At 27.3% G+C, this 13,283-nt stretch carries 11 protein-coding genes; 2 read left to right on the top strand and 9 right to left on the bottom strand.

The genetic code is table 11. The annotated features are described in order from the left end of the window. Positions 1 to 293 precede the first annotated feature (293 nt). The 3 genes from B3630_RS01825 to pckA form a co-directional block, all read right to left on the bottom strand. Positions 294 to 1,073, bottom strand: a complete 780-nt coding sequence (locus B3630_RS01825; protein WP_346895001.1) for a serine hydrolase — start codon at positions 1,071 to 1,073, stop codon at positions 294 to 296. Between the two features lie 414 nt (positions 1,074 to 1,487). Further along, the gene (locus B3630_RS01820; protein ID WP_346894999.1) at positions 1,488 to 2,585 is read right to left on the bottom strand and encodes a hypothetical protein; all 1,098 of its coding nucleotides are present in this window, start codon (positions 2,583 to 2,585) and stop codon (positions 1,488 to 1,490) included. A gap of 171 nt (positions 2,586 to 2,756) precedes the next feature. Then, complete coding sequence (pckA, locus tag B3630_RS01815) at positions 2,757 to 4,331, bottom strand: phosphoenolpyruvate carboxykinase (ATP) (protein ID WP_346894997.1); 1,575 nt, start codon at positions 4,329 to 4,331, stop codon at positions 2,757 to 2,759. A gap of 386 nt (positions 4,332 to 4,717) precedes the next feature. Between pckA and B3630_RS01810 the strand changes: the two genes are divergently transcribed. Together B3630_RS01810 and B3630_RS01805 are read left to right on the top strand one after the other, a co-directional pair. Continuing rightward, complete coding sequence (locus B3630_RS01810; protein WP_346895003.1) at positions 4,718 to 6,067, top strand: Mur ligase family protein; 1,350 nt, start codon at positions 4,718 to 4,720, stop codon at positions 6,065 to 6,067. A gap of 15 nt (positions 6,068 to 6,082) precedes the next feature. Continuing rightward, complete coding sequence (locus tag B3630_RS01805; RefSeq protein WP_346894995.1) at positions 6,083 to 6,805, top strand: glutamine amidotransferase; 723 nt, start codon at positions 6,083 to 6,085, stop codon at positions 6,803 to 6,805. Positions 6,806 to 6,886: 81 nt separating this feature from the next. On the opposite strand, the gene B3630_RS01800 is transcribed toward B3630_RS01805, so the two are convergent. From B3630_RS01800 to B3630_RS01775, 6 genes are all read right to left on the bottom strand, one after another. Further along, positions 6,887 to 8,146: an XRE family transcriptional regulator gene (locus B3630_RS01800; RefSeq protein WP_346894993.1), complete on the bottom strand. Its 1,260-nt coding sequence runs from the start codon at positions 8,144 to 8,146 to the stop codon at positions 6,887 to 6,889. A gap of 15 nt (positions 8,147 to 8,161) precedes the next feature. Beyond that, positions 8,162 to 9,475 carry a helix-turn-helix domain-containing protein gene (locus B3630_RS01795; RefSeq protein WP_346894991.1) on the bottom strand — a complete coding sequence of 438 codons (1,314 nt, stop codon included), beginning with the start codon at positions 9,473 to 9,475 and terminating at the stop codon, positions 8,162 to 8,164. Between the two features lie 199 nt (positions 9,476 to 9,674). Further along, the gene (locus tag B3630_RS01790; RefSeq protein WP_346894989.1) at positions 9,675 to 9,845 is read right to left on the bottom strand and encodes a hypothetical protein; all 171 of its coding nucleotides are present in this window, start codon (positions 9,843 to 9,845) and stop codon (positions 9,675 to 9,677) included. 167 nt (positions 9,846 to 10,012) lie between these two features. Continuing rightward, entirely contained in the window at positions 10,013 to 10,924 is a 912-nt protein-coding gene (locus B3630_RS01785; RefSeq protein WP_346894987.1) for a ribonuclease H family protein, read from the bottom strand. A gap of 25 nt (positions 10,925 to 10,949) precedes the next feature. Next, positions 10,950 to 11,942, bottom strand: coding sequence for a YkvA family protein (locus B3630_RS01780; RefSeq protein WP_346894985.1), 993 nt, complete (start codon positions 11,940 to 11,942; stop codon positions 10,950 to 10,952). Between the two features lie 269 nt (positions 11,943 to 12,211). Beyond that, positions 12,212 to 13,270: an HD-GYP domain-containing protein gene (locus B3630_RS01775; protein WP_346894983.1), complete on the bottom strand. Its 1,059-nt coding sequence runs from the start codon at positions 13,268 to 13,270 to the stop codon at positions 12,212 to 12,214. Positions 13,271 to 13,283: the final 13 nt, after the last annotated feature.

The following is a 13,283-nucleotide window of genomic DNA, read 5'->3' as shown; positions in this document are numbered from 1 at the left end:
CAAGACTTATCTTATCATGATATGATAGCTTGTTCTTTTATAATAACTGCATTGTGCCAAAATAAATACACATTCCTTTAATTTCCTTATAATATCTATATAATTCTATTACTGATACACCAGGCAATATTGTTACCAATAATTTCAGTATTCCTTAATTTCTAATGATTATAAGTTAAAAATCAAACTATTCTTTACCTTTTTTTCAAAATTATATTATGAAATTTTAATAATTTAATATTAAATTAAAGAGCGTGTACAAATTCCACACTCTTTAACTTAGAGATATTATATTAATTCCAATCCTTATCAATAATATCAAACATCATTTTCCCAACTCTTGTTAAAGAACTAACTCCATAAACATTAGATGGTAAATTTCTTGACATAACAACAAATACAAAATCACCTTTTTCCAAATTTAATAACACTATATCATTTTCTATTCCTTCTAAACTTCCTGCTTTATGTGCCGTTTTAACTTTAAAATCTTTAGGCCAATAAAATGATATCCCTGTGGTTAATTGATTTCTTCTAATAACTTCTAAGATAAATTTACTATGTTTTTCATTTAACACTTTTCCCTTGCTCAATAATGCTAAACCTTTACATAAATCATAGCTTGTAGTTATATTTTCATTATCAAAGTCTTCTTTTTCACCTGATGGATATTTTTTTATAAATGTAGATGTTAACCCCATATCATGAATGATATTATTTATCCTATCTTTGCCTATAGTGTTTATAAGTTTACACGCTGCTGTATTATCACTTTGAATAAGCATTGCAACTATTAATTCTTTAATACTATATTGTCTTCCTTCTAATTCATGTATAATACCAAAAGAACCAGAAACCTTATCATCATTTGTTATTGTTACCAATTGATCTAAAAATATATTAGTAGATTCCACTTCTTTCATCACTGCCATAGCAATAGGAAGTTTAATACAACCAGCAGCCACCATTTTAAGATTTTCATTAAACCCATAAGTATAATCACTTTTTAAATCTGCAAAATAAAAACTATATTCCCCTTCTCTTGTTTCTAAATAACGTTTGATTTCTTTCATACATACCCTCCACATGCCAAATGGTAATATCATTTTATAACTAGCTACATTATAATTTTCTTTATATATTATGTCAAATTTCTGACTATTGTAAAAAATCAATAAAGTGATATACTTTTTAAATTATATCACTTTATTATTCATACTAAATTAGTTAATATACAGCACTTTTATGATGTAGTATTTTAATTGTAATATATAAATGCTTATTACGCATTTATATATTACCTATATTATTCATTTAAAGGTCTTATATTTACAAATACTTAACTTATTTATTTTATTTTTATATTATATATCAGTTAAGTAACTATTGCTTCAAAATTGTAAAAATTAACAATGATATTCCTACACCCCAAGCTTACGAAAAAGCAATGCAATCTACATTGCCAGTTTTTTCTTTTCCCATTTCTTTTATTTCTTTATAACCACCTGTCGTAAAGGATTAATACCATCTAATGAAATCTCTATAGTTGTAACACCTTTTTCTATAGATAAATTATAATAAGTGTCAACCTTAATAAAATCTCCACTATTTACTCTAACATAAAACTCCTCAACCATTAAACTATTCATAAATGCTCCTAAAGCAAATTTTATATAGTTATCATCATCTTCCTTTACATTTGTTTTCGAAAATATAATAGTAGGAATTTTATCTAACTCATTATTCACTTTTTCTTCATAAGGATTAATGTTAAATAAAGAATCATTATCTACAAATATAGTTGGTGGAATATAACCTTTAGAAGTTTCTAATTGAGCATCCATAACATCTTTTACATATGTTATATATGAGTTTATTATGGATCCTTCATATTTACTGTTATCAATTCTTATACTGTAAGTACCTAGATAATTATTTAGTAGCTTTATAGATTTTTTATCTAAAACCCCATCTTCATTACTACTAACCTTAAGCTGAGATAAATCTTTTTTTAAAACTTCAATGGCACTTAAAGGTTCATCACCCTCTTTAAAATATCCACCTGTAACCACATCAAACATTATCCACTTATTAAACTTAGAATCCCATACTTCTAATACAGAGTAGTTTCCATTTAATCTATATTCTCCGATTCTAACCTTTATACCTATTGAAGATAACAATTCTTGAAGTACTGTATTATAATCCTTTTGTGAAACCTTTCTACCCGACATTAGAATTTTTAAAAGATCTTCTCCACCTTTGTTAGTATCCATATCTGAAAGAGTTATTTCCCCTTTTTCGTCTACCCATTTGTTTATATCTACACATTTCATAATTTCACTGGTATTTTCATTAACTAAAGTCTCTACCTTATATTTACTTTTCAGGGTAGCTATTTCCGCTACAGAACTATCAATGTAATAAAACTTTATATTATTTCCTGAATATAAATTATCCCATTTTTCTACTTTAGTAGTATAATCATGCTCTTTATCTCTTTGACTAAACATCCAAAACCCTACAACACTTAATATTATAATCAAAACACCTAATCCTATATTTTTTCTTTTTCTAGCTTTCAACCCATTACTCCCCCTTTACATCTGCATATTGTTATATTTATATTTTATTATAAACTTTTTTCCAATAAAATAAAAGTTTTCTATACTTCATGACAATTTTTCGTTATTTATACTACTCTATCTCTACATAAAGAAAAGAAACTCATTTTAATTTGAGTTTCTTTATAATTATTATTTATTACATCCAGGTGCTGCCTTCAATATATCATCACTTACGCTATTAAATTTTTTAAAGTTTTCACGGAACTGCTTAACAAGCTCGTATACTTTCTTATCATACTCTTTTTTATCTTCCCAAGTATTCTTAGGTTTTAATATTTCAGATGGTACATTTGGAACCTCTTTAGGAATAAGAACATTAAAGTTTTCATCCTTTTCGAATTCAGCATTTCTCAAATTGCCTTCTATAGCAGCCTTAACCATAGCTCTAGTATAAGATAAATTCATTCTTTTACCTACACCGTATTCGCCACCAGACCATCCAGTGTTAACAAGATATACTTCTGTATTATTTTTTATAATTCTTTCTCCTAATAGTTTAGCATATACTTCTGGTTTCATAAGCATAAAAGGTTCACCAAAACAAGCAGAGAATGTAGCTTTTGGTTTAGTTATTCCTCTTTCTGTACCAGCTAGCTTACTAGTATATCCTGACATAAAGTGATACATAGCAGCTTCTTTAGATAATTTAGATATTGGTGGTATCACACCAAAAGCATCTGCAGTTAAAAATACTACTGTATTAGGATTCCCACCAACTCCACTTATTTCAACGTTTTCGATAAAATCTATAGGATATGCTCCTCTTGTATTTTCAGTTAAAGAATCATCATCAAACATTGGTCTATTATTCTCATCTAAAACTACATTTTCTAGTAATGCTCCAAATTTTAAAGCGTTATAAATTTCTTTTTCCTTTTCTTTATCTAACTTGATAGTTTTTGCATAGCAACCACCCTCAAAGTTAAATACTCCTTCATTACACCAACCATGTTCATCATCACCAATCAGTTTTCTATCAGGATCTGCAGATAAAGTCGTCTTTCCAGTTCCAGAAAGTCCAAAGAATACAGCAGTATCACCATCTTCTCCAATATTAGCTGAACAATGCATAGGAAATACACCCTTTTTAGGTAATAAAAAGTTCATTATAGAGAATATTGACTTCTTAATCTCTCCAGAATATTGACTTCCACCTATTAAAACAATCTTCTTTTCAAAATTAATTATTATAAAGGCTTCAGAGTTTACTCCATCCTCTTTTCCTTTAGATTTAAAACCTGGCGCTACAATTACATTAAACTCAGGTATAAAACTTTCTAATTGCTCTTTTTCATATCTTCTAAATAATTGATTAGACATTAGAGCTTGTGATGCCAATTCATTGACAACTCTTATATTCATGCTATACTCTTTCATCGCTCCAACATAACCATCAAATACATATAAATTCTTAGCGGATAAATAATCTATAACTTGTGAATATAAATTATTGAAAATTTCTTCTTCTATAGGTAAGTTAACCTCTCCCCAATTAATTAAATCATTTACACTTTCTTGTCTTACGATAAATCTATCTTTAGGAGATCTCCCTGTATATTTTCCTGTTTTCACAACAAAAGCCCCACTATTAGCAAGAATTCCTTCTTCATTTTTAATAGCATGAGAAACTAACTCAGCATAGCTTAAATTTCTATAAATTTCCTTATTAGTATTAATTTTTAAATTATTTAAGTTAAAATCCATTTTACTACCCCCAAATATCTTCTAGGAATTAATGTAACACATTTTTTAATTTCCTAATATTATAATACTACTTTTCTATAAAAATGCAACAAATATTTTATTTTTCTTTATGAAATCATATTTTATTCAGATTTATTGCAAGTCGAACTTCATTATACTGCATTTAAAATATTATAACGAGATATAGTACATCACTTTTATCGAATTTTGCTAACTTTTAATATTTTTTTAAATCTAAATTAATATTTAAAATCATCCTTTCATTTTTATTTTTCAATGATGTCATTAATGTAGATATATGTTATAATATAAAATTGATATACTTGTAAATACTTAAATTAATTTATTAAAATAACTCTGAGAAATATTTAAAGGATGTGTGAAAAATTAAGATAAATTCATTTATAGCTATAGTCACTTCAAAAATCATATTAAAATTAAGTACCAAATTATTTAAAGGAGGTTCAAACTTTCCTGGTAAGGTCGCTTTAGCCTTAGACAGAGGTATATTATCAACAGTTGCTAAAGGTTATAAGGTAATTTTAATTACAGGTACTAACGGTAAAACTACAACCACTAGCATGATTTATAATATTCTTAATAAAGCCGGTAAAAATGCTATAACTAATAATACTGGTGCTAATATGAATACTGGAATAGTTGCATCTTTCATTTCTAATTTCAAATTTTCTAATAAGAATAAAGATATGTACGCGGTTATCGAAGTAGATGAAGCTTACCTTAAATTCATAACAAAATATATAAAACCTGAAATAATTACTGTAACTAATCTATTTAGAGATCAGTTAGATAGATATGGAGAAGTACATACTACTTATAATAAAATTTTAGAAGGAATACATAAATCTCCTCAATCTCTACTTGTTCTAAATGGTGATGAGTCTCTACTAGGTAAAATTGATACAAATAACCCTGTAGTTTATTATGGCTTTAATGTTCCTATTAAAGAAAATACAGTTTTAAATATAAATGCAGACAGCAAGTTCTGTAAATTCTGTAAGACTCCTTATAGTTACGAATTTATTACTTATAACCATCTAGGAAAATACCTTTGTGCAAATTGCGGTTATGAAAGACCTGAACTTAAATATCACATTGATGAAATAACAGCTTTAACTACCGAAGGCTCAGAGGTTGTTGTTAATGGAGAAAATTACTTTATAAATCAATCTGGAGAATATAACATATATAATGCTATTTGTGCATTATCTGTAACACTAGAATTAGGTATAGAATCAACTTCAATTAAATCATCTTTACAAAATCAAAAGAGCACTTTTGGAAGGCAAGAGAGTCTAAATATAAATGGAAAAGAAGTAAAAATAATTCTTGTGAAAAATCCTGCTGGTTATAATCAAGCTATAAACACTTTGCTTCTTAATAATAAACCTATAAATTTAGCATTGATGTTAAATGATAATTATGCCGATGGTACAGATGTTTCATGGATATGGGATGTAGATTTTGAAAATTTAAATTCACTAGAAATAAATGATATTATAATTTCTGGTATACGTCTTTATGATATGGCTGTAAGACTAAAGATTGCTAATCTTAAAGAAGAAAGCTTTAAAATCTGTGAATCCGATGATGAGCTTATAAATAATATAATAAGTGCTGAAGCAGAAACCACATATGTACTTGTTACATATACCGCTATGTTGCATCTTAGAAAATTGTTGCATAGTAAAGGCTATATAAATAAAATTTGGTAAGGTTAAGGTGAGTTTATGGAAATTAATATATGTCATTTATATCCTGATTTATTGAATGTTTATGGTGATATTGGAAATATTCTAATTCTTAAACATAGAGCTGAGAAAAGAGGAGTAAATGTTATAATAAAAAACGTATCAATAGGTAATGAATTTAACCCTGAAGATTTTGATATAGTATTCTTCGGAGGTGGTCAAGATTATGAACAGTCCATAGTTTCTAAAGACTTAGTAGAAACTAAGAAACAAGGGATTACCGATTATATAGAATCTGGAAAAGTATTTATATGCATATGTGGAGGATATCAACTTTTAGGAAAAACCTACGAAACTTCTACAGGTGATATTTTAGAAGGATTGGGTGTATTAGATATTTATACTAAAGCTTCTAACGAAAGATTAATAGGCAATTCAATTATATATAATGAATTCTTTAATGAAACCTACGTAGGATTTGAAAATCATTCAGGCAAAACTTACATTGGTGATTTAAATCCTCTTGGTATAGTGAAATATGGATTTGGTAACAATGGTGAAGATAAAAAAGAAGGTTGTGTTTATAAAAATACTTTCTGCACTTATTTTCATGGAAGCTTACTATCTAAAAATCCCGAGCTTACAGATAGACTTTTATCTTTAGCAATAAAAAATAAGTATGGTGAAGTTGAACTTTCTCCTCTAAATGATTCCTTCGAAATTAAAGCTAAAGACCATATTATAAAAAGATTTATAAAATAAATATAGGTTGTTGCAAAGTGATTAAAAATCATTTTGCAACAACCTATTTTCATATTAAATCCCAATAAATAAAATCACTAACTAATAAAAACTTTTATCCTTCTTAAAGGCCAAACTAAAATATTTTATTGAATCACTAACATTTCCCATATCATGATACATGGTGCCTATCTTCATATACCTTTTACATATTTCACTCTTAGTTCCATATTTCATCAGGGCATCTAAAGAAAGCATCATATATGTTTCAGCCATTATATAATTTTTCTTCCTTTCGAATATCATGGCTTTATAGTAATATGCTTTTTCCATTATTGGAACAAGCTCTAGTTCAATAGATAAATCTAGCACCTCTTCTATATAGTTTAACACTAAATCGTAGTAACCATACTCTATCAAGCTTTTAACCCCAGCAATCAAAAATTCACATAACTGCTCTTTATCATTTCTTGGATATTCATTCAAAGCTCTTTCTACATAGTCTAAAGCCTCATCTTTAATTCCATTTTCAAACATAGCTTTTGCAAGATCATAATATGCTCTTGCCTTTTTATCTAACAAGTTATCATATCTTTTTAAAGCTTGTTCTTCATAGTATTTAACTTCATTGCCACCTAAATAAATTTCTATAATAGCTAACACTTTATATATTTCTGCATTTACATACTCATTTTTATTAAATGAAAGTATTTCCTTTAAATCTTCACTAACTTTTTTTGCTTTAATTATATTATTACACATTATATAAATTACTACTTGATTATAAGTTGCCTTTATATATTCTACTGAGTCTTTTTTATCTAATTCAATAAGTTTCTTCCTTACTGTTGATATATAACTACCCGCTTGAGAACATTCACCATTAGTATATAAATATTTTGCTATATACATATAATAATTAATATGTAAAATTTCATCCTTAGACTTTTGACAAGAATTATAATATCTAGGTATGGTAGTGCTTAATTCCGCTGACATACCGTGATTCAAATAGTATTCAAACAGTATTTGAAATAGTTTACAACTCAAATCGTAGTAGTGATACTTTTCTGCATAATCTACATTGTATAGTACATCTTCTAAAGAAATCAATGGCGTCATAGAATTAAATTTTTCAATATTTGCTTCTATCTGTTCTCTTACACCATGTTTTAAATACTCCATATCTAATCCAAGCTTATCAACAATAATTTCTAGAATCCAATCTTCCGGATCAACCTTATTGTTTTCTATACAACTCATTTTAGAAACGGAAATTTTATCTTCACATATATCTTTTAAAGTTAGACCTTTATATATTCTGGTCCTCTTTATTTTTTCTCCAGCCGATAATATTTCCATAGTTATCCCCCATTTTTAAAAATCCGTTAAGCATTTTGTTTCTTCAAGAATCCTAACCCCTTCATCTAAATATTTTCCAGCTTCTTCTTCTCTTCCTAAGTCCATGTAGAATTTTCCTAAGGCAATAGCAATTTCAGCACTTTCCTTATGATAATTCATTTTTTCTGTATAGTTTAAAGCATCTATTAAAGTTCTTTCGGCTTCTTCATACTTTTTCTCTAGTAACTCAATTTTATATTTAAGAATATGGTACTTATACATTAAAGTACAATCTGTTACACTTAAATTTTGCATATTAGATACTATCTGCTCTAGTACCTTTTTTGCATTTATTTCATCTTTTAATTTTATATAGTTATTACAAATCAACATTAAAGTATTAACAGTAGATTCCTCAGAAAGCCTTTCTTTAATAGCTTTAGCATCTAAAAGATATTCAAAGGACCTATCTACATATCCATATTCTGAAAACATTTCTCCTAACCCTGACATTAAATCTGTAATTAAAATACTTTGTTGCCTAGTTCTAAATAGGCTCAAACTTTTTTCAGTGTATGCAATAGCTTGGTTTAAATTACCCTCTTTAAACCTTACTTGTCCAATCTTCATGAATGATTCTCCATAGTTTCTCGAATCCTTTAGTTTTAAAAGTTTTTCTTCAGCATATTTCATATACTCTATTGCTTCTTTATCAATTCCCATTTTATTAAGAGTTTTGCTTATGTAATAATAAACCTTACCCATAGCAACTTCATTATATACATCACTTTCTTCAAACACCTTCTCTGCTTGTTGAAAATAGCTATATGCAGAATGATATGCATCAAGTTCAAGAGTAATTTTGCCTAGAAGCATAAATACTTTAATAATTTCATTACTACAATTATATTTAATATATATATTATTAGCTGAAAGTAGTAACTCCTGAGCTTCATCATATTCTTTTTTCTTTTCATGTATTAAGGCTTTTAAATACAAATTAGTTGCCATATTTAATTGAAGATTATATTTTTCAATATATAAAAATGAATCTTCTAATGCCTTCCAAGCTATCTCCAAATTATTGTTTAATATATTAGATTCCGCAATGTTTTGATAGTATATACAAATCTTACCTGCTTGCGTTTCTTCAGTTTCCATAAGGTGTTCTACCGAAACTTTTAATGCACCTGCTAAATATTCTAACAAGTCCATGCTAGGATTAGATTTACCTGATTCAATTAAACTTATTTGACCAGCAGTTATTCTATCTCCAGCCAGATTTTTTAGAGTTAAATCAAGCTCCTTTCTCCTTTTTTTTATTTTTTCTCCTAAAGATAAAATTTCCATAAATTCATCCTCTTCTCTTAGCAAATGCTTCCTAATTACTTCAGATAATTATACCCCTATATTGTATCATAAACAAACAAAATACACAAAAATAAATGTCTTAAATTTTTATTAAATGTGAGTTAATTTAATTAGTTTTATTGTATTAAATTAAACTTTATTTAAAATAAAGATAGCTAGAGCAGAAAATCTGCTCTAGCTATCTTAAAGGAACCATTGCTTTATTAAACATACCTTCAGCTCTATGTTGAAACCTCTTAGCCTTTTTCCTTAATTTTCTTTTAGTTCTTCCATCCATTGAAGGCATTACGTAATTAACAGCTAAGGCTAAACTTGCTATCAACACCATAATCTTTAATAACATTTTCATAAAATACACATCCCTTCTCATTGTATACTTATCTACCTAAAATTCCATAGAATTTTTCATATAAATAAATATTTTAGGTTTCAATAATATTTACTTATTCATAATTAGTAGATCTTAAGTATGTTTATAGGATGCTCATATTTCTAATTTATATGCCTATAATTAATTTATTTTAAGTTTTTAATTAATTCTAATATAATTTTATCCTTAACCTCTATAGGTACACATTTTAAATGCTTTTCTCTCTCTTTTATGTCTATACTATTTAAGTGTTCTATTATTCTGGTAATTGGATATTCATCTTCAATTCCTATAGTACTATCAACATCTATACACATAACATTACTAATATTTTTCTTAATAATTTTAGAAAGTTTATTTTTAACATCACTAGTAGAAACCCTTAAAGTATTGTTTCTAATAGCTTTATCCACTACAGAATCAAATTCTACCTCAGCACCACTTTTTGCCAACTCATCTGCAATATCGTTATATAAATCATTAGTATGACTATCTACCTTAACAAATATAATTTTTATATTTCCTTCTTTTTTTAACTTGTTAATAACTTCATAGTATTCCTTTGATAAAACTGTATTTCTCTCCCATGTACCTGTTGCATGTTGACAGACTCCAGCATAATCATAAAATAATACTATTTCTCTATAGTTATTATCTAATGCATATTTTACACCATTTATAGCAGCCTTAAGCTCTCCATTTACTTGCCTTTGGTTGCACTGATTATTCTTGCCTCCACCATAGTTGACATATGTAATTATATCCTTTTCAACTACAAGTACCCCATATCCAAACCTTTCTGTAGATATGTTATAGCTACCATCAACATATATATGAGGCACATCTAAAGGATAGTTGTCCATACCTTTCTTTAATTCTGAACTATTATCTAAATAATCTTTTGCCTCTTTTTCTGTTAAAAAACTCTTATATATAGCACCTTTCGCTCCTTTTACATATGAAAGACACTCACTCCAACTTTTAACAATAATATTATTAACGTCCACATTATTATTAAAATCTCTTCCTTTTTTTATTGCATAGTATTTAATTGCCATAATAACCCCTACCTTAAACGTAGATTTATTTAGTAAAAAATACTATAGTCTTTTTTATAGATATTCTTACTACATCCACTATTTTTCTTATTTCTTTTGCTCCAAACTTGTCATTTAGTAAAATCATAGCTTCCCTAGAAACCTCTATAATATTGCTCTGACCTTCCCAATTATCAAGAATTATTTCTTCCGGAATATCACAAAGCACCTTTTGAAGTATAAAAAATGTAACTGCTAAATCATCAATTTTACCTATAATAGGTAATGTATCTGGCAATATATCTAAAGGAAACAAAAGATATCCTAAAGCAATAGATATATTAAACTTTACCTCTTTTGCTACTCTTTTATCCTTATATAATCTCATAAATAAAGCAATTATATCCGGTATCATCACTACATAGGGATACATCTTCTCATGTTTTGCAGAAAATCTTTCTTTAAATTCTTTTCTAAACCTTCTATAAGTATACTCTTTATGGCTATCTAAATTTTTTTTATTACATTCTACATTGTAAATTGGAACTTCTTCTTCATTTTTACCATTAGATTTATCATTTTCATTTTTAAAATTAAAATTACTAACCTCTGCTTCAAGTCCATACGGAATTATAGATAAATTTTCTAATTTAAAATTAACCATTGGTATAACTTTACACAACTTATATAAATCTATATTTATCATATCGTCAGTAAATTCTATACCAAAATTAACTACTTTCGAGCTAATTACTTTTAATGCTACATTTACAATACCTTTAAATATTTTAAGACTTTTTACATTAATTTTATCTATACTTAAATATAACTTATTATTCTCAACTTTATTTATAGATATATAAACAGAAAAAGGAATAGATACTTTATGCTTATAACTTCCAACTACATTAATATTTTTATCTACTAATATTTTGTCAATTTTAAGTCCTTCAACAGGTACATAGTCTCTTAATAAATCTACAACAATACTGTATAAATCTTTTTCTGTTATTGAAATTTTTATATTAGATATCTTCATTTTATTTTACCTCCAATTGTACTTTAATTTTATTATAAACAGAGTTCTTTGTTTCAGAGGGAGGTTTTTATCCCCTCTGAATAAAAATCGTTATCCAAGGACGTAGTAACTCTTTACCCCCATTTTGAAAAAGATAGAAGTATTAGAGCTGGTAGTCATCAGGTAGAATATGTTTATAAATATACCGAATTTCTATATTAAAACCAAAAGGACATACCTCAATTATACAACATAATTAAAAACAGTACATCCCTCAATCCATATATTTATTAAATTACACATTGAATAATTAAATTAATTTTTTCCAATAAATTAATTTCATAAAATTTGACTGGTTTTCTAGTTTTATGATCATATAGCACTCTTATTATAGGCCTATCGGGGAACCCTTTGTTCTGACTTATAACATATCCTTCTACTCCATTAGAAAGTTTAACACAACATCCTAATGGATATACTGAAAATGTTTCTTTAAATGTACGTACTAATTTTTCATCAAACTGACTTCCTGATCCAGAAAGTATAAGCTCATAAGCTTGATTAGGCTCAAACTTTTTTCTATAGCTTCTATCACTAGTTACCGCATCATATACATCGCATATTCCTACGATCTTACCAAATCTTGAAATTTGATCCCCTTGCAATCCATAAGGATACCCTTTTCCATTAATTTTTTCATGATGCTGCTCTACACCTTCAATTGCACTAGCTGGAATTTTATAATTTTTACTTAATATTTCCCCACCATAAATTGGGTGTTTCTTCATGACTTCAAACTCCTCATCAGAAAGCTTACCATTTTTATTAATTATACCTGCAGGCACTTTTATTTTTCCTACATCATGTAACATTCCACATATACCCAATTCTCGCACTGTCCACTTTTTCATTCCAAGGCTCATTCCTAAAAACACTGACATAATTCCAGTATTTATACTATGCAAAAATGTATAGTTATCATGAGTTTTTACATCATTTAAACATTTATTCACATCTTCAATTTCCATTATATAATTCAATAACTGATCCATATTTTCTAAATATTCATCTCCACATGAACCAACTATACTTCCTATACCCCTTGATATATTCTTTAAACTTTTCATAGTTGCTTGTTTTAGTACTATTAGTTTTTCATCTATTATGTCTATATCTTCTAATCGTTCATCCTCAATATAAACATAATATACTCCTAACTCTTCAAGTCTTTTTATGTATACACTACTAAGACTCATACCAGCTTTTAACAATATTCTTCCATCATCCCCATATACATGTTTACCAAGTATATCTGATTCATTAACTCTACATATATGCTCTAATCTCATGATTCTCCCCCAA

Source organism: Clostridium sp. UBA7503 (assembly GCF_002477055.1).
GTDB classification, from domain to species: Bacteria; Bacillota; Clostridia; order Clostridiales; family Clostridiaceae; genus Clostridium_J; species Clostridium_J sulfidigenes.
The sequence above is the reverse complement of the archived record's forward strand: the minus strand, read 5'-3'. Positions and strand labels throughout refer to the sequence as shown.

Excerpts from the sequence above, each read along its gene's own strand:
- B3630_RS01825 (WP_346895001.1), bottom strand. The coding sequence starts at position 1,073 with ATGAAAGAAATCAAACGTTATTTAGAAACAAGAGAAGGGGAATATAGT.
- pckA (WP_346894997.1), bottom strand. The coding sequence starts at position 4,331 with ATGGATTTTAACTTAAATAATTTAAAAATTAATACTAATAAGGAAATT.
- B3630_RS01805 (WP_346894995.1), top strand. The coding sequence starts at position 6,083 with ATGGAAATTAATATATGTCATTTATATCCTGATTTATTGAATGTTTAT.
- B3630_RS01800 (WP_346894993.1), bottom strand. The coding sequence starts at position 8,146 with ATGGAAATATTATCGGCTGGAGAAAAAATAAAGAGGACCAGAATATAT.
- B3630_RS01795 (WP_346894991.1), bottom strand. The coding sequence starts at position 9,475 with ATGGAAATTTTATCTTTAGGAGAAAAAATAAAAAAAAGGAGAAAGGAG.
- B3630_RS01790 (WP_346894989.1), bottom strand. The coding sequence starts at position 9,845 with ATGAAAATGTTATTAAAGATTATGGTGTTGATAGCAAGTTTAGCCTTA.
- B3630_RS01785 (WP_346894987.1), bottom strand. The coding sequence starts at position 10,924 with ATGGCAATTAAATACTATGCAATAAAAAAAGGAAGAGATTTTAATAAT.
- B3630_RS01780 (WP_346894985.1), bottom strand. The coding sequence starts at position 11,942 with ATGAAGATATCTAATATAAAAATTTCAATAACAGAAAAAGATTTATAC.
- B3630_RS01775 (WP_346894983.1), bottom strand. The coding sequence starts at position 13,270 with ATGAGATTAGAGCATATATGTAGAGTTAATGAATCAGATATACTTGGT.